Annotated in this window: 10 protein-coding genes and 1 pseudogene; 5 read left to right on the top strand and 6 right to left on the bottom strand. The window is 30.0% G+C overall.

The features are described from left to right. Positions 1-128: 128 nt before the first annotated feature. Positions 129-3,560, bottom strand: coding sequence for a methylmalonyl-CoA mutase family protein (locus Q0733_RS11290; RefSeq protein WP_298782348.1), 3,432 nt, complete (start codon positions 3,558-3,560; stop codon positions 129-131). A 146-nt stretch (positions 3,561-3,706) separates the two neighbouring features. On the opposite strand from Q0733_RS11290, the pseudogene Q0733_RS11285 reads away from it, so the two are divergent. Both Q0733_RS11285 and Q0733_RS11280 read left to right on the top strand, forming a co-directional pair. Further along, positions 3,707-4,175: pseudogene (locus Q0733_RS11285) on the top strand (urocanate hydratase); the annotation flags it as partial. An 11-nt stretch (positions 4,176-4,186) separates the two neighbouring features. Then, on the top strand, positions 4,187-4,723 hold the full coding sequence (locus Q0733_RS11280; RefSeq protein WP_298782347.1) for a DUF4136 domain-containing protein: 537 nt from the start codon (positions 4,187-4,189) through the stop codon (positions 4,721-4,723). Positions 4,724-4,795: 72 nt separating this feature from the next. Here Q0733_RS11280 and Q0733_RS11275 read toward each other — a convergent pair whose 3' ends face one another. Then, positions 4,796-5,809 (bottom strand): glutamine synthetase beta-grasp domain-containing protein, encoded by a 1,014-nt coding sequence (locus Q0733_RS11275; RefSeq protein WP_298782346.1) that lies wholly within the window; start codon positions 5,807-5,809, stop codon positions 4,796-4,798. 168 nt (positions 5,810-5,977) lie between these two features. On the opposite strand from Q0733_RS11275, the gene Q0733_RS11270 reads away from it, so the two are divergent. Both Q0733_RS11270 and Q0733_RS11265 read left to right on the top strand, forming a co-directional pair. Continuing rightward, positions 5,978-8,161: a glutamine synthetase III gene (locus tag Q0733_RS11270; RefSeq protein WP_298782345.1), complete on the top strand. Its 2,184-nt coding sequence runs from the start codon at positions 5,978-5,980 to the stop codon at positions 8,159-8,161. A gap of 71 nt (positions 8,162-8,232) precedes the next feature. Continuing rightward, positions 8,233-9,411, top strand: a complete 1,179-nt coding sequence (locus tag Q0733_RS11265; protein WP_298782344.1) for an AIR synthase related protein — start codon at positions 8,233-8,235, stop codon at positions 9,409-9,411. 337 nt (positions 9,412-9,748) lie between these two features. Here the strand turns inward: Q0733_RS11265 and Q0733_RS11260 are convergent, their stop codons facing one another. Beyond that, positions 9,749-11,506: a hypothetical protein gene (locus tag Q0733_RS11260; RefSeq protein WP_298782343.1), complete on the bottom strand. Its 1,758-nt coding sequence runs from the start codon at positions 11,504-11,506 to the stop codon at positions 9,749-9,751. 277 nt (positions 11,507-11,783) lie between these two features. Here Q0733_RS11260 and prfA point away from each other — a divergent pair, with 277 nt between their 5' ends. Next, positions 11,784-12,860, top strand: a complete 1,077-nt coding sequence (gene prfA, locus Q0733_RS11255; RefSeq protein ID WP_298782342.1) for a peptide chain release factor 1 — start codon at positions 11,784-11,786, stop codon at positions 12,858-12,860. Between the two features lie 324 nt (positions 12,861-13,184). On the opposite strand, the gene Q0733_RS11250 is transcribed toward prfA, so the two are convergent. The 3 genes from Q0733_RS11250 to Q0733_RS11240 all read right to left on the bottom strand — a co-directional run bounded on the left by Q0733_RS11250 (position 13,185) and on the right by Q0733_RS11240 (position 19,030). Beyond that, positions 13,185-15,590, bottom strand: coding sequence for a glycoside hydrolase family 31 protein (locus tag Q0733_RS11250; RefSeq protein WP_298782341.1), 2,406 nt, complete (start codon positions 15,588-15,590; stop codon positions 13,185-13,187). Positions 15,591-15,835: 245 nt separating this feature from the next. After that, on the bottom strand, positions 15,836-17,743 hold the full coding sequence (gene glgB, locus Q0733_RS11245) for a 1,4-alpha-glucan branching protein GlgB (RefSeq protein ID WP_298782340.1): 1,908 nt from the start codon (positions 17,741-17,743) through the stop codon (positions 15,836-15,838). A 21-nt stretch (positions 17,744-17,764) separates the two neighbouring features. Beyond that, positions 17,765-19,030 carry a glucose-1-phosphate adenylyltransferase gene (locus tag Q0733_RS11240; protein ID WP_298782339.1) on the bottom strand — a complete coding sequence of 422 codons (1,266 nt, stop codon included), beginning with the start codon at positions 19,028-19,030 and terminating at the stop codon, positions 17,765-17,767. Between the last annotated feature and the right edge of the window lie 3 nt (positions 19,031-19,033).

Here is a 19,033-nt window from a genome sequence, read left to right as displayed (position 1 = left end):
ATTTAATAAATCGTATTATTCATTTGTAAGTTCAGTATCAAGATATTTTTCAATTTCTATTTGTCTATGGTATTCTGTTTCTGGTTGTAAAATAAGCTCTTTATTCATAATATTACAATTGTCTTTTATTACATGTTTCTTCTATACTGTCCACCAACTTTAAATAAAGCTTCTGTTATCTGTCCTAAAGAGCATACTTTGGTTGCTTCCATTAATTTGTCAAATAAGTTTTCATTCTGAATGGCAGCTTCTTGTAGAATAGCAATTTGTTCCACAACTTTATTAGGGTTTGCTTTATTTAGTAATTCTTTAGTTTCAATCTGAAATTGCTTCTCTTCTTCAGTGGCTCTAATAACTTCTGCTGGTTGAACAGTAGGAGAGCCTTTAGAACTTAAGAAGGTATTTACACCAATAATTGGGAAGTCTCCATTATGTTTTAAAGTTTCATAATACAAACTTTCTTCTTGTATTTTAGAGCGTTGATACATGGTTTCCATTGCTCCTAAAACACCACCTCTTTCTGTAATTCTATCGAACTCTAATAATACAGCTTCTTCTACTAAATCTGTTAATTCTTCAATAATAAATGCACCTTGAATCGGGTTTTCATTCTTAGTTAATCCTAATTCTTTGTTGATAATTAACTGAATTGCCATTGCTCTTCTTACAGATTCTTCTGTTGGCGTTGTAATGGCCTCATCATACGCATTTGTATGTAAAGAATTACAGTTGTCATTAATTGCATACAAGGCTTGTAACGTAGTTCTAATATCATTAAAATCAATTTCTTGTGCGTGTAAAGAACGTCCAGAAGTTTGAATATGATACTTTAACATTTGGGCTCTAGAATTTGCACCATATTTAATTTTCATAGCTTTTGCCCAGATTTTACGAGCAACACGACCAATCACAGAATATTCTGGATCAATTCCATTTGAGAAAAAGAAAGATAAATTAGGTCCAAATTTATTAATATCCATTCCTCTGCTTAAATAATACTCTACATACGTAAATCCATTTGACAATGTTAGTGCTAATTGCGTAATTGGATTTGCGCCAGCTTCTGCAATATGATAGCCAGAAATAGAAACCGAATAAAAGTTTCTTACTTGCTTTTCGATAAAATATTCTTGCACATCACCCATTAATCGTAAAGCGAATTCAGTAGAAAAAATACAGGTATTTTGAGCTTGATCTTCTTTTAAAATATCTGCTTGTACAGTTCCTCTAACTTGTGCTAAAGTCTCTTTTTTTATTTGTTGATAAATATCAGAAGGTAAAACTAAATCACCAGTTAAGCCTAAAAGCATCAACCCTAGACCATTATTTCCTTCTGGTAAATTACCTTGATAAATAGGTCTTTCTAATCCTTTTGAATCATAAATTTCTTTGAATTTCTTTTCAATTTCTTTTTCTAATTTGTTTTCTTTGATGTATTTCTCACAATTTTGATCAATGGCAGCATTCATAAAGAAGCCTAATAACATTGGTGCGGGGCCATTAATGGTCATAGAAACAGAAGTCATATGATGACTCAAATCGAAACCAGAATATAATTTTTTAGCATCGTCTAAACAACAAATTGAAACACCTGCATTTCCGATTTTCCCATAAATATCAGGTCTGTGCCCAGGATCATTACCGTATAAAGTAACAGAATCAAAAGCAGTTGATAAACGTTTTGCATCCATGCCCAAACTCACATAATGAAATCTTCTGTTGGTTCTCTCCGGCCCTCCTTCTCCAGCAAACATTCTTGTAGGGTCTTCGCCAATTCTTTTAAACGGATATAAACCTGCGGTATAAGGAAATTCGCCAGGAACATTTTCTTGTAAATTCCAACGTAATAAATCTCCCCAAGCTTGATATTTAGGTAAACTTACCTTTGGTATTTTTGAGTGGGATAGTGACTCTGAATGCGTTTCTATTTTGATTTCTTTTTCACGAACTTTAAATGTGTAAATAGGGTCTTTATACTTTTTTACTTTATCTTCCCAGTTTAAAATGATTTCCCAATTTAATGGATTAAAATTTAGTTTTACTTTTTCAAATTGTGCTAAAAGTAATTTAATAAATTCTTTTTCATCATTCTGTACTTGATTTAAAATCTCATCTTCATTTAATCCTGTTTTAATAATCTGAATAGGAGAATTTGTTATTGATAAAATCGTTTGATAAATTCCATATAATTTTTGGGCAACAATAATTTGTTCATTTACTTTTTCGTCGTAGTATCGATTGCTTTCAGCAATTTCAGATAAATAACGAACTCTTTTTGGCGGAATTACAAATATCTTTTCAGACATTTCTTTGGTAATTTTCATAGATGATTTTAAATCGGCATCTGTTTTTTCAACCAATTTATCCATTATACTTTTGTACAAAGTATTCATTCCTGGATCATTAAATTGCGATGCAATTGTGCCATAAACAGGCATGTCATCCATATGAATATGCCACAAATTATTGTTGCGCATATATTGTTTTTTTACATCTCTAACGGCATCTAAAGCACCTCTTTTGTCAAATTTGTTGATGGCAACTAAATCAGCAAAATCAAGCATGTCAATTTTTTCTAATTGAGTAGCAGCACCAAATTCTGGTGTCATTACATATAAAGATGTATCAGAATGTTCAATAATTTCTGTGTCAGATTGCCCAATACCAGATGTTTCTAAAATAATTAAATCAAACTCAGCAGCTTTTAAAACTTGTACAGCTTCATTTACATATTTAGACAATGCTAAATTTGATTGACGAGTTGCCAAAGAACGCATGTAAACTCTAGAGTTATTAATAGCATTCATTCTAATTCTATCTCCTAAGAGTGCTCCACCAGTTTTTCTCTTTGATGGATCAACAGAAATTAAACCAACTGTTTTTTGGGGAAAATCGATTAAAAAACGACGAACTAATTCATCAACTAAAGAAGATTTTCCTGCACCACCGGTTCCTGTAATTCCTAAAACAGGAGTCTTAGAATCCTTATTTTTTGTATGAATTTTATCTAAAGTTTCTTTTGCGACATCAGGAAAGTTTTCTGCAGAAGAAATAACTCTAGCAATACTTCCAATTTCTTTGTTGGCTAAATTTTTAATAGTAACGTTAAGTTTATCTCCTAGTGCAAAATCCGATTGCTGAACTAAATCATTAATCATGCCTTGCAAACCTAATTCTCTTCCATCATCTGGAGAATAAATACGTGTAATTCCATAATCCATTAAGTCCTTGATTTCTTCAGGAAGAATTACACCACCGCCACCACCAAAAATTTTAATGTGTCCAGCTGCTTTTTCTTGCAGTAAATCATACATGTATTTAAAATACTCATTATGTCCTCCTTGATAAGATGTCATTGCAATTGCATTTACATCTTCTTGAATTGCACAGTTTACAACTTCTTCTACGGATCTGTCATGTCCTAAATGAATGACTTCTACACCTGTAGATTGTATAATTCTACGCATAATATTTATAGCAGCATCATGTCCATCAAAAAGTGAAGCAGCAGTTACAATTCTTACTTTATGTTTAGGTTTATAAACAGTTATTTGTTCCATTCGTAATAAACGTTTGATTTTAGGGTTGTAATTTACGAAAATCTTAAAAAATAACGTAAATTATTAACGGTTTTTAAAAATAATTTCTAAAATTGAATATATATGTAAACCCATTACTTTTTTAAATATTTAATATGACTTTTGTAGAAGGATGTATAAAAATTGCAAAAGCGTTTAATAAAGTCATTAAAAAAGGAAAAATTGGTTCAGTTGTTTTAGGAATAGATTATCATGATGTTTCAAGTATAGATTCGCCTTATAGAGAAACTTCAAATATTTATGACGGATCAAAATTTAGAGCAGATTTGACTATCTAAAATGTAATTGGAGATAGTTTTAGAGGAGTAACTTGGGTGTTTATTATTAATGGAGGTGGTGGTGTTTGGAGAGAAGTTATTAATTGTGGGTTTGGCATGCTTCTTGATGGAAGTAAAGGGTGTTAAAGCGTTTAGAATCAATACTTTTTTGGGATGTAAACAATGTAATTTTAAGAAGAAGTTGGACTACAAATAATGAAGCTATTTTTGCTATTAAAAGAGCAATGGAGGCAGAAAAAAATTAAAAGTCACGCATCCTAATATTGTTGATGATTCTTTGATTAATTCAATAATTTAAAACTATTTATTATGAAAAAAATATTTTTTTTACTAGTCAGTGTAATGATTCTATCATCTTGTAATACTATAAAAGTAGCCACAGATTATGATACGAAAGTGGATTTTACAGAGTATAAAACATTTGCTTTTTATAAACCTGGTATAGATAAAGCAGAAGTTTCTGATTTAGACAAAAAAAGAATTTTAAGAGCTATTGAATCAGAGTTATTAGCACAAGGGTTTGTAAAATCTAAGAATCCAGATATGTTAGTAAGTATTTTTACAAAGTCTAGACAGAAAGTAAATATCAATCAAAATAATAATTTTGGATATGGTTTTGGATTTGGATGGAATCCTTGGATGTGGAATGGAATGAATAATAATGTAAATGTTTCTCAATACACTGAGGGAACTTTATTTGTAGATTTTATAGATAAAGAAAAGAAAGAATTGGTTTGGCAAGGCGTTGGAACGGGAGCTTTAAAAATGCATAACAGAGAAAAAAAAGAAGAAAGAATTAAGTTGTTTGTTAAAGAAATTATTTCAAGATTTCCGCCAGGAAAATAAAAATAAAATATTGTATAATAAAACGCCAACAAATTAATGTTGGCGTTTTTATTATAATTAAAAGCAGTAAGATTATTTAACTGGCTTAACAGTTTTAATAATTCTTGCAGCAATTTTGTATGGATCTCCATTTGAAGCTGGTCTTCTATCTTCTAACCAACCTTTGTATCCTTTTTCTACAGCTATAATTGGAATTCTAATTGAAGCTCCTCTATCTGAAACTCCCCAAGAAAAGTCAGAAATAGCAGCAGTTTCATGTAAACCAGTTAAACGTTGGTCATTAAATTCTCCATAAACAGCAATGTGCTCTTTAGTTACAGGTCTAAATGCTTCACAAATTTCAGCATATTTCTCTGCAGAACCACATTCTCTTAATATAGAGTTAGAGAAGTTTGCATGCATTCCAGAACCGTTCCAGTCTCCTTTAATTGGTTTTGGGTGGTAATCAATGTACCAACCATACTTTTCAGTTAATCTGTCTAATAAGTATCTAGCTACCCAAATTTCGTCTCCAGCTTTTTTAGCACCTTTAGCAAACAATTGGAATTCCCATTGTCCAGAAGCAACTTCTTGATTAATACCTTCAAAGTTTAATCCAGCATCAATGCATAAATTAGCATGCTCTTCTACGAAGTCTCTACCATAGGTGTTTTTACCACCAACAGAACAATAGTACATACCTTGAGGTCCTGGATAACCACCAATAGGGAAACCTAAAGGTAATTGAGTTTTTCTATCCATTATAAAGTATTCTTGTTCAAAACCGAACCAGAAATCGTTGTCATCATCTTCAATAGTTGCACGTCCATTAGAAGGGTGTGGAGTTCCATCAGCACTTAAAACTTCGGTCATTACTAAATAACCATTAATACGTGCAGGGTCTGGATAAATTGCAACTGGCTTTAAAATACAGTCAGATGCCCCACCTGAAGCTTGTTTTGTAGATGAACCGTCAAAAGACCAATTACCTAATTCTTCAACTGTTCCTTGAAAGTTTTCATGTTCTTCAACTTTGGTTTTACTTCTCATGTTTTGAGTTGGAAAATATCCATCTAACCAAATGTATTCTAATTTAATTTTTGCCATAATAAATGATTGTTTATGTGATGTTTCTGATACAAAAATGAAATATTTTGTGTAGATATCAAAAAAAATAGGGGTGAAATTTTTAGAATCAATTAAAAATAATTTTATCCCTAAATTTTATGGGGTATATTTGTGAAATATTAAAAATTGCCTTTAAAAAATCATATTATGTCAACAATAAGGTTTGCTGCATTACAAGAAACTTTAAATAGAAAAGCTTTAAAAGTAGAAGAAAACGAAAAAAGATCTGTTTTATTTGGTAAAAATGTATTTAACAAACATGCTATGCAACAGTATCTTACAAGGTCTGCTTATGAAAGTGTGATGAATGCAATTGAAAAAGGAACTAAAATAGATCGTAAAATTGCTGACCAAGTTGCAGTAAGTATGAAAGATTGGTCAATTTCAAGAGGAGCTACTCATTATACACATTGGTTTCAGCCATTAACAGGTGCAACAGCAGAAAAGCATGATGCTTTCTTTGAATCAATAAATGGTAGTTTAGCCATGGAAAAGTTTGATGGAGAACAATTGGTTCAACAAGAGCCAGATGCATCAAGTTTTCCTAATGGAGGAATTAGAAATACGTTTGAAGCAAGAGGATATACAGCTTGGGATCCAACATCACCAGCATTTATTTACGAAACCACTTTATGTATTCCTACAATTTTTGTGGCATATACGGGTGAAGCATTAGATAATAAAACACCTTTACTAAGGGCATTACAAGCTGTTGATACACATGCAACAGCGGTTTGTAAATATTTTGATAAAAATGCATCTAAGGTAAATGCAACTTTAGGTTGGGAGCAAGAATATTTTTTAATAGATGATGCTCTGGCACTTTCTAGACCAGATATTTTATTAACAGGAAGAACTTTATTAGGTCATTTATCTGCAAAAGGTCAACAATTAGATGATCATTATTTTGGAAGTATTCCTGCAAGAGCAATGAGTTTTATGCAAGATTTAGAGCAAGAATGCATGTTGTTAGGTATTCCTTTAAAAACAAGACATAATGAAGTTGCTCCAAATCAGTTTGAAGTAGCGCCTATTTTTGAAGAAGCAAATTTAGCTGTAGATCATAATTCTTTGTTGATGGATGTTATGGAAAAAGTTTCTAGACGTCATAAATTTAAAGTGCTTTTTCACGAAAAACCATTTGCAGGAATCAACGGATCTGGGAAACATAATAATTGGTCTTTGTCAAATGCTGATGAAACTAATTTGTTAAGTCCAGGGAAAACACCAATGAAAAATTTACAGTTTTTAACTTTTTTTGTAAATACAATTAAAGCTGTACATGAATATGAAGAACTATTAAGAGCATCTATAGCCTCTGCAAGTAATGATTATAGATTAGGTGTAAATGAGGCTCCACCTCCAATAATTTCGGTATTTATTGGAAGTCAATTATCTGGTGTTTTAGATGATTTAGAAAATGTGACAAAAGGAAAATTATCTCCTGAAGAAAAAACGGATTTAAAATTAAACATAATAGGTAAAATTCCTGAAATTTTATTAGATAATACAGATAGAAATAGAACTTCTGCATTTGCTTTTACAGGAAATAAATTTGAATTTAGAGCTGTTGGTGCACAATCTAATTGTGCAACACCAATGACTATCTTAAATACTATTATAGCAAAACAATTAAAAGATTTTAAAATTGAAGTTGATGCTTTAATAGAAAATAAAAACCTTAAAAAGGACGAAGCAATTTTTAATATATTGAGAGAGTATATTAAAGCATCCAAAAAAATTCGTTTTGAGGGTGATGGTTATGGAGATGCTTGGGAAAAAGAAGCAAAAAAACGTAGTTTAAGTAATCATAAAAATACACCAGAAGCCTTAAAAGTAAAAGTCTCTAAAAAAGCAGTTTCTCTTTTCGAAGAAATGGAAGTAATGAGCAAAGTAGAACTAGAAGCTCGTTATGAAATTGATTTAGAAGAGTATACTAAGCGTTTGCAGATAGAAAGTCGTGTTTTGGCAGATATTGCAAAAAACCATGTTGTGCCAACTGCAATTATTTATCAAAATACATTATTAGAAAACACTAAGAATTTAAAAGAAATTTTTGGTGATGATCATAAAGTTATTGCAAAAGAACAGATTGAGTTAATTATGACAATTTCAAATCATATAACTGAAATTAATGCATTAACTATTAAAATGACTAATGAACGCAGAAAAGCAAATAAATTTAATGGTTTAAAATCAGCAGAAGTGTATTGTAATAAAGTAAAACCTTTCTTTGAGCAAATACGCTATCATTGTGATAAATTAGAAACCATGGTTGATGATAATTTATGGCCGCTAACAAAATATAGAGAATTATTGTTTACAAGATAAAATAAAACATCCTACTTTTCAGTAGGATGTTTTTTGTAAAAGATTAAATTTGCAACTTACAATACAACAACATGAGTAAAGAAGTTTCTAAAAGATACGCACAAAGAGGTGTTTCTGCATCCAAAGAAGATGTACACAACGCTATTAAAAACATAGACAAAGGTTTGTTTCCAAAAGCATTCTGTAAAATTGTACCAGATTATTTAACAAGTGATGAAGATTATTGTTTGATAATGCATGCAGATGGAGCAGGTACAAAAAGTTCTTTAGCTTACATGTATTGGAAAGAAACTGGCGATATTTCTGTTTGGAAAGGGATTGCGCAAGATGCGTTAATTATGAATATTGACGATTTATTGTGCGTTGGTGCAACCGATAATATTATGTTGTCGTCAACTATTGGACGTAATAAAAGTAAAATTCCTGGTGAAGTTTTATCAGCAATTATAAACGGTACAGAAGAGCTAATTGACGATTTAAAAGGCTTTGGTGTTACTATTCATTCAACTGGTGGAGAAACTGCGGATGTTGGCGATTTGGTAAGAACCATTATTGTAGATTCTACTGTTACAGCAAGAATGAAACGTACTGATGTAATTGACAATGCTAACATAAAAGCTGGTGATGTAATTGTTGGTTTAGAGTCTTTTGGGCAAGCAACTTACGAAACTGAATATAATGGAGGAATGGGGTCTAATGGATTAACATCTGCAAGACACGATGTTTTTCATAAGTATTTAGCAGATAAATATCCAGAGAGTTTTGATGCTGCTGTACCTGATGATTTAGTGTATTCTGGAAATACAAAATTGACTGATGAGGTAGAAAATTCTCCTATTGATGCTGGTAAATTAGTGTTGTCTCCAACAAGAACCTATTCACCAATAATCAAAGAAGTTTTATCGAAATTTAATGCAGGTAAAGTACATGGAATGATACATTGTTCTGGTGGAGCACAAACAAAAATTTTACATTTTGTTGATAATTTACATATTGTAAAAGATAATTTATTTCCAATTCCACCTTTATTTAAATTGATACAAGAACAATCTAAAACAGATTGGAAAGAAATGTATCAAGTTTTTAACTGTGGACATAGAATGGAAATTTATGTTTCTCCAGAAATTGCAGAAGACATTATTGCTATCTCAAAATCATTTAATGTAGATGCTAAAATAGTTGGTAGAGTGGAAGTTTCTGATAAGAAAAAACTTACTATTAAAAGTGAATTTGGAGTTTTTGAGTATTAATTAAAAAAAGAACTAAAGGATAAAATTCTTTGCTAGCATTTCTAGAATGCAAAATTTTACTAAGACTTTAGTATTCTAAAAATTCTTTTTCTTAGAACATAAGGAGCATTTATTAATAGTTTTTTTATACGTTTTAAGAAATTATTTACATCGTTTAGTTGGAGTAATAAGTGTGTCACTTCTATCAGAAATGAGTAAAATAGGGATTCGAATATCCTTCATTTTATTTTAGAACTTTTGTCACTTGTTAATTTCGACAAAGCAAGATGTTCTTTTATTATTTGTTTCTAATTTAAAAACTAAAAATAGAAGTTTAATTAAGATTTATTTTTGAATATTAATACTCAATTTTAGTAATTCCTACTTTATTTATTAGTTTAGTACTGTTTTTTTTTAATTTATAAAACTGATTCATTATATAAATATTTCTATCCTTTTTACTTATTAAAGCAAAGTTTGTTGTGTAATTTCCAAAATATAGTTTAGGCATAGCTCCTTTGGTGTATGTAACTTTTATTTCATGCAGTTTTATTTTAGGTACACCATTTTCTTTAGTAGTTTTTACCATAAAATAGTTCTTGCGTTTTTTTAATAAAGCTATCATCTCTTTTTCTGTATTTTCAACTGTTTGAGATTTAATATTGCCAAGAATATTTGGATTAATTTCAAATGAATAAAATTCTATAGGCTTAAAATTTTTATCTAAAACAGTATAGTTAACTTTAGCATCTGTTCTGTTAGTATTTCTAGATTCTGAAGTAGTTTGAACTGTTTCTTGAACTATTTTTTTTACAATATAATATTCGCCAAATTTATCTATTCTGTCGTATTTTGTTAAGTAATCAAAATAGTTAATTCTTTCTTTACCTTTTACTTCATAATATTTACTTGAGTAAGTTACATTTATTTCTCCTTCTTTATTGACTAGAAAAGTTTCATAATTACTTTTAAAAATAGATAGTTGATGGTCATTTATAAATTGCAAGCCATCGTTATTCTCTAAAATTAATATTGGAGTTATAACTTTTTTGTATTTTTTTTCTGTTCCATGTATAATTTGTTTTTCAAGTTTTATATTACCACTAGGGTCAAAATAAATTAAATCAAATTTATTTGTTGGATATATGTCTTTATTTTTTTTTCCTTCTTTATGATAACTAAAAATATTAATTAAACCTTTAGTGTTTTTTAAGTCTTTACTATATACTTTTTTGTTAATAACAAGGTGTTTTCTTGGAGCTTTAAAGTTATAGGGTATAATATTTAGTTTTTTAGATTTTTTATTATAAGTAACTAATTGATATTTACTTAAATCCTTTTTTTTAGCAAACCAAACGAAAAATATGTCACCAATACTCGATTCACTATTGTTTACAAAGTCATAATCTTTTAATCTTTCATCTTTAGAAAAATCAATAATATTTGTACTTTCTGTTTTGCTAATAAAACCTTTTTTGTTTGTATAAGTGAAGAAACCTCTTTTTTTAACTAAAATTGGTCTAATGTTTTTTAAACCTAGGATACCTTCACCTTTGCTTTCTATATATGTAGAATTAATAATTTCTTGATTATACTTGGGTGCATAAGCAAAAGGAGTGTTTATTTCTTTGTAATAATAGTTTAATTTTTTTCCAGTTTTAATTGTGTTTGATAAATCTATTATATTTGTACTTCTTTTAAAATAAACATTATCACCTTCAGGAATATTTTCAACTTTATGAAATAACTCTTTTTTATTTGAAAAAGAGCTAAAGTCAGACGTGCTAATAATTTTCTCAAAAACTACTGGAATTACAGTTTCATCAAAATAATTATTACCCATAGAATTTGTTAATAGCTTACCAAAGAAAGATTTTTCTGATTGTTCTTTTTTAGCTTCATGTATTGCTTTGTCATTTGTAATAATCTGACTTCCGTTTACATGACTGTAGGCGTATAAGTATATTTTACTTCTGTCTTCATTTATTTGCCAGTTTAGTAAATGTGCTCCTCCATTTTTCCCTATATAAGGGATGTCAACTAATGTGGAGTCAACAACATTTTGAGAGTTGATTGTAAGGGAGCACAGCATTAAGAATAGTGTAATCTTTTTCATGTTTTTTAATTTAAATTATGATGTTTTCTTGTGAGGTTAAGAAAATAATTTTTTCAGCTATTTTTCACTAAAATAAATAAATAAAGTGAGTTTCTAGTATTCACTTCATAAAAAAAACAACTTTAAAATCATTTTTAGAAATTGTTTCTTTTTTTTTTACAAGAAGAAAAAAAGAACCCATACTATGAAAATATAAGGAACCTTATAAAAAATATTTTAGTTTAATTAAATATAGCTATAAAAATTGTAAATTCGCTTTCCAAGAAAAGAGGTTAAGATGTTAGATAAATTAAGAATTGTAAAGCAACGTTTTGATGAGGTTTCTGATTTGATTATTCAGCCAGAAATTATCATGGATCAAAAGCGTTATGCGCAATTAATGAAAGAATATAAAGATTTAGGTAGTGTTGTTAAAAAAGGTGATGAATATCAAGCTTTAACGAACAATATTGAGGAAGCTAAAGAAATTATTTCTGATGGTTCTGATGCTGAAATGGTAGAAATGGCAAAGTTAGAAATTGATGAAGCCAATATTAGAATTCCAGAATTGGAAGACGAAATTAAGTTTCTTTTAATACCTAAAGACCCTGAAGATTCTAAAAATGCAGTTGTAGAATTACGTGCAGGAACAGGGGGAGACGAAGCGAGTATTTTTGCAGGAGATTTGTTTAGAATGTATTCTAAATATTGTGAAAGTAAGGGTTGGAAAGTTTCTACTGTAGATTATTCTGAAGGAACCAATGGTGGATTTAAAGAAATTCAGTTTGAAGTTACAGGTGATGATGTTTATGGGATATTAAAATTTGAAGCGGGAGTTCATCGTGTTCAAAGAGTGCCTCAAACAGAAACACAAGGTCGTGTGCATACATCTGCAGCAACTTGTATGGTTTTTCCTGAAGCAGAAGAGTTTGATATTGAAATTAACCCTAAAGATGTAAGAATCGATTTTTTCTGTTCTTCTGGACCAGGTGGTCAATCAGTAAATACTACTTATTCCGCAGTGCGTTTAACACACGTTCCTACAGGATTAGTTGCACAGTGTCAAGATCAAAAAAGTCAACATAAGAATAAAGAAAAAGCATTTAAAGTTTTGCGTTCTAGACTATATGATATGGAACTGGCTAAGAAAAATGCAGAAGATGCTGCAAAACGTGGCTCAATGGTTTCTTCTGGTGATAGAAGTGCTAAAATTAGAACTTATAATTACGCACAGGGTAGAGTAACGGATCATAGAATTGGTTTGTCTTTATATGATTTACCTAATATTATAAATGGTGATATTCAAAAAATTATTGATGAATTAATGTTGGCTGAAAATACTCAAAAATTAAAAGAATTAGGAGACGGGATATAAAAATCTGTTTTTCTTAAAATTATAAAAACCTTAAAAGTAAAACTTTTAAGGTTTTTTGTTTTCAAAGAATTTTTACAAAAATAAGAACAAATAAACTAGGGGGGTATTACTCGTTTTTATCGTCAAACAAAATAGTTTTATTTAATTTGAACTAAATATCAAAGGGGGATTAATATTGCTGTGTTTCATATTTATATTACAAATTTATATAAGAATAGCATAGCAAACAATCCCTATTTATAGTGAAATTTTCGCCTCCCTATAAATAGGGAGAAGCCTCCCTAAAAATAAGGAGGCTTCTCAATTGAATATAGGTGTTTTTTTTTATTCACCAAATAAATGTAACTCTGTAAACTCTTTATCTACAGTAATTGACTGAGATTTATTAGTTTCAGATTTGTCAATTTCTACTTCTACATTATCAATTTGTACAGATGTAATTTTAAAAGGTAGATTGTGTAGCACAATTTTAAATTTAGAATAGTCAGCGTTAAAATCTCCTCTTTTATGCTGTTGTAGAATAAATTCTTGTTTTTTCCCTGTTACTTTAAAGTTACGTAAACTGTACCTTCCTTTTTTGTAATCATATCCATCATGAGCATCATCATATAATTTAGAAGATTCTTTACCTTCTTTGTAGAATACATCTAAAGTAATTTCTTCAAATTTCTTTTCACCAACATATTGTTGAACAGGATATTTTGGTATTACAGCACCTTCTTTTATAAAAATTGGCATGCTATCTAAATCTGCTTCAACCCACATTTCTTTTCCACCCTCTACAAGTTCATTTGTCCAAAAGTTGTACCATTTACCCCTTGGTATGTACATTCTTCTGCCTTTGGCATTAGGTTCTTGTATAGGGCAAACTAAAATGCTTTCACCGTAAATAAACTCATCGCTTCTATAATGTGTTGATGCATCTTCTTGGTCGTATAATACTAATGATTTTAAGATTGGTGTACCATCATTAATATATTTCCAAAATGCTGTATATAAATAAGGTAATAGTTGATATCTTAATTCTACAAACTTTCTTACAATATTTGTTACTTCATCGCCAAAAACCCAAGGCTCTTGTGCGCCATGATCTCCTGAAGAATGTACTCTACAAAAGGTATGAAAAACTCCTAATTGAATCCAACGGGCAAATAATTCACCTTGTGGTTGTTCTGCAAATCCTCCAATATCTGAACCTGCAAAAGAGAAACCAGACATTGCCATTCTTTGCGCTTGGTTGTTTGCAATTGCTAAATGTTCCCAAGTTGCAACATTATCTCCCATCCATGTTGAGGTGTATCTTTGCGCTCCAGAATATGCAGATCTTGTAATTACAAAAGGTCTTTTTGGATATGCATATTTTTTTAAACCATGATACGTTGCTCGAGCCATTTGTGTACCGTAAATATTATGTGCTTTTCTGTGCGAGCAAGGGTTTCCGTCATAATCATGACGAACATCATCTGGAAAAGATTTATTAGGTACGTCCATAACAGCTGGCTCGTTCATATCATTCCAAACACCTTTTACACCAATATCTTCAATTAACTCTTTAAATAAACCAGACCACCATTCTCTTACTTCGGGTCTTGTATAATCAGGAAAATAACATTCTCCGGGCCAAACTTTACCTTTCATATAAGGGCCATCTGCTCGTTTACAGAAATAATCTTTATCTAATGCTTCTTTAAAAACATCATATTCCATATCAATTTTAATCCCTGGATCTATAATTACAACGGTTTTAAAACCATCATCTTCTAGTTCTTTTACCATTCTTTTTGGGTCCGGAAAATGGTTTTTATCCCAAGTAAAACAACGGAAACCATCCATGTAATCAATATCTAAATAAATAGCATCACAAGGGATTTTTAAATCTCTAAAGGTTTTGGTAACTTCTTTTACGTTACTTTCTGGGTAATAGCTCCACTTACATTGGTGAAATCCTAAAGCCCATAATGGAGGTAGAGCATGAGGTTTACCTGTTAAATCTGTATAGTTTTTTACTACATCTTCCATTTTAGGGCCATAAATGAAGTAATAATTCATTTCACCACCTTGTGCCCAAAAACTAGTTACATTTCTTCTTTCGTGAGCAAAATCGAAATGTGTTTTAAAAGTATTATCAAAAAAGATTCCGTAGGATTTATTTTCTTGAATAGCTGTGTAAAAAGGGATAGCTTTATAAATTGGATCTGTATTCTTACCAAAAGCATAAGAATCTGTAGCCCAGTTTTCGAATCGTTTACCTTTTAAATTTACATCAACAGGTTTGTCACCTAAACCATAAAAACTTTCGGCTTTTTGACAAGCTTTACTCATTTTTACAATATCTCCACCATATTCGTAGCTTTCTTCCCAATGAAAACCAATTTCATCTTGATTAATGATTTTTAAATCTTTTGCATCTAATAAACTTACTTGTAAACTCTGTTTTTCTACTTTACAAATTAATTTAGAAGTTGTTATAATATAATGAGTATCATTTTCAGATACATCTAAAAAACTATATCCTCTTGATGCATGAATTGTAATTCCATAAGAAAAATCATTTTCAAATTTTCCAGTAGTAGAATATCTAAATCTTATAACACTATCTCTAACAACTGTTACCTGTAAAACAACATTGTTTTTAGTGGTAAAATATAGAGTGTCTACATCTTTTTTATATTCTATTATTTCTGAAGGAAATAAGTTTCCTTTTTGTTCTAATTCTGTATTAACAATCATTGATTTATGTTGTTTTGTTTGATTACAAAAATCGTAAAACTTTGATAAACAGTGTTGCTATTGCTTATTTTTTTACGATAACGTTTGAGTACAAATGTATGATATTAGATAGATAATTATGCGCAATATTTTTCTCTAACAAAATTTTTTGAATGCAATAAAAAAGGTACTTATTTAAAGAAAAAGTATTAAAAAAACTCACCTTTTTTTATTAATTTAATATAAAGAAAAGGTGAGATAATATTTTATTTGAATTTAAAGATCAGCATTCCTAAAGGTGGTAGGTTAAGTTCAACAGAATTTTCCCTATTGTTCCATTCTTTTTTTTCAGAAGTTAAATTTTTATGAGTATAGTTTCCTGTTCCGTAGTATTTTGTAGCATCAGTATTAAAAATTTCTTTTATAGTTCCTGCTTTTGGTAATCCTATTCTATAATTTTCTCTGGGAACTTGAGTAAGGTTTAAAATAACTAAAATATTGTCTTTTTCAAAATCTCCTTTTCTAATATAAGTTAATACTGTGTTTTGATGATCTCCATTATCTATCCATTCAAAACCTTCATATGAAAATTGTTTTTGATATAAAGCTTTTTCTTTTTTGTATAGTTGATTCAAATCTTTTACAAGGGTTTGTGTACCTTTATGAACATCGTAATTTAATAAATGCCAATCTAAACTGGTTTCAAAATTCCATTCAGAAGTTTGCCCAAATTCACTTCCCTGAAACAATAGTTTGGTTCCAGGATGTGTGTACATGAAACTATAAAGTAAACGTAAATTTGCAAATTTCTGCCATTCATCCCCAGGCATTTTACCTGCTATAGATTTTTTGCCATATACTACTTCATCATGAGAAAGAGGTAGCATAAAGTTTTCTGAAAAAGCATAATTTAAGCTAAAAATTAAATCATTTTGGTGATATTCTCTGTAAACAGTTTCTTTGGAAAAGTAATCTAATGTATCATGCATCCAACCCATCATCCACTTCATTCCAAAACCTAATCCACCTGCAAATACAGGGCTAGATACTTGCGGAAAAGATGTAGATTCTTCCGCAATTGTTTGAACATCTGGAAAATCTTTATAAACGGCTTCATTCATTTCTTTTAGAAATGAAATTGCTTCCAAATTTTCTCTTCCACCATATTCGTTTGCTTCCCATTCGCCATCTTTTCTAGAATAATCTAAGAACAGCATAGATGCAACTGCGTCTACTCTTAAACCATCAACATGATATTGATCTAACCAAAAAATGGCGTTGCTAATTAGAAAAGATTTTACTTCATTTCTTCCGTAATTAAAGATTAAACTTTTCCAATCTTTATGATAGCCTTTTCTTGGATCTGGGTGCTCGTATAAGTTTGAGCCATCAAAATTACCTAAACCATGAGCGTCTGAAGGAAAATGTGATGGAACCCAATCTAAAATAACACCAATTCCTTTTTCATGAAATTTATCTATTAAAAATTTAAATTCATCTGGAAAACCAAAACGAGATGTTGGTGCAAAATAACCTGTTAATTGATATCCCCAACTTGGATCGTAAGGAAATTCCATTATTGGCATTAATTCTACATGCGTAAAATTCATTTCTGCAACGTAATTTACAAGTTCATCTGCTAATTCAGTATAACTTAAAAATCTGTTTTCTTCTACTTTTCTTTTCCAAGATCCTAAGTGAACTTCATAAACTGAATATGGGGCATTCAAAGCATTCTGCTTTTTTCTACCTTTCATCCATTCTTTATCTTTCCAAGAATACTGATCTTCCCAAACAATAGAAGCTGTTTTTGGAGGATGTTCATTTCTTCTAGCGTAAGGATCTGCTTTTTCTGTAGCGGTATTGTTGTTTGAGCTTGTAATTTTATATTTATAAAGGTTTCCTTTTTTTACATAAGGTATGAAGCCTTCCCAAATTCCACTAGAATCCCATCTAACATTTAATTGATGTGATTCTCCATTCCAGTAATTAAAGTCTCCAATTACGGAAACTTCTTTAGCACTTGGTGCCCAAACTGCAAAGTAGGTTCCTTCGATACCGTTAATTGTTGTAATATGAGAACCTAGTTTTTCATATAACCTATAATGTTTCCCAGCTTTGAAAAGTTCTATATCAAAATCGGAAAATAAACTATGTACTATAACTTTAGACATTTAGTGGTTTTAAATATAGATTTATTGTATTACAGTTCCTTTTGGTATTGTAGCTCCCTTTTTAAGAACTACAATGCCATCTTTTATAAAATAATTTTCTGTTTCTATTTCTTCGATATTAGGATGCCCGTTAATTATTACGTCATCACCAACTCTACAGTTTTTGTCTATAATACAGTTATTTATTTTACATCGCTCTCCAATTCCTAATAAATTTTCAATTTGATTGTTATTAATATCCTCAAGAGTTTCATAAATGTCACTACCCATCATATAAGTATTGGTTATAATAGATTTTTTACCAATTCTAGAACGAATACCAATTACACATCTGTCAATTTTATCGGCATGTATGATACATCCATCAGAAATAACAGCTTTGTTTAATACTGTTCCAGAAATTTTAGATGTTGGTAAAATACGAGCTCTTGTAAAAACTCGGTTTTTATCATACAAATTAAACTGTGGAATCTCATCGGTTAAACCCAAATTAGCTTCAAAAAAAGAATCTATAGTTCCAATATCTGTCCAATAACCTTCATATTGATAGCTTATAGTTCTATGATTATGAATGCTTTGAGGTATAATTTCTTTTCCAAAGTCTATTGTATCAGGATTTTCCATTAACTTAATTAATAAGTCTCTATTAAATATATAGATACCCATAGAAGCTAAATAGTTTCTGCCTTCTTTTTTCATATCATCACCTACGTCAGAAGTCCAATCTGGTAATAATTCTTTAGCTGGTTTTTCTATAAAAGATGTTACTCTATTCTCCGAATCTGTTTTTAAAAGGCCAAAACCTGTTGCATCTTTTGCGTTTACAGGATATGTAGCAATAGAAATTTCAGCTTTACTTTCTTTGTGTTTTTTTATCATCTCTCTGAAATCCATATTATATAATTGATCTCCAGAAAGTATTAATGCGTACTCAAAATCGTTACTTAAAAAATGGTGCATGCTTTGCCTTACAGCATCAGCAGTTCCTTGAAACCATTTATCGCTTTGCATAGTTTGTTCTGCAGCTAATACATTTACAAAAGCTGAACTGAAAAAACTAAAGTGATAAGTGTTTTTTATATGTTGATTTAATGATGCTGAATTAAATTGAGTTAAAACAAAGATTCTTTTTATATCTGAATTTATACAGTTAGAAATAGGAATGTCTACTAACCTGTATTTACCTGCAATTGGTACTGCTGGTTTAGATCTGTCTGCTGTTAAGGGATATAGTCTAGAACCTTGCCCTCCTCCTAAAATAATTGATAATACTTCATCATTAATCATAAT

It is taken from the genome of uncultured Polaribacter sp., from assembly GCF_947500975.1.
In the GTDB taxonomy this organism is placed as follows: domain Bacteria; phylum Bacteroidota; class Bacteroidia; order Flavobacteriales; family Flavobacteriaceae; genus Polaribacter.
The sequence above is the reverse complement of the archived record's forward strand: the minus strand, read 5'-3'. Positions and strand labels throughout refer to the sequence as shown.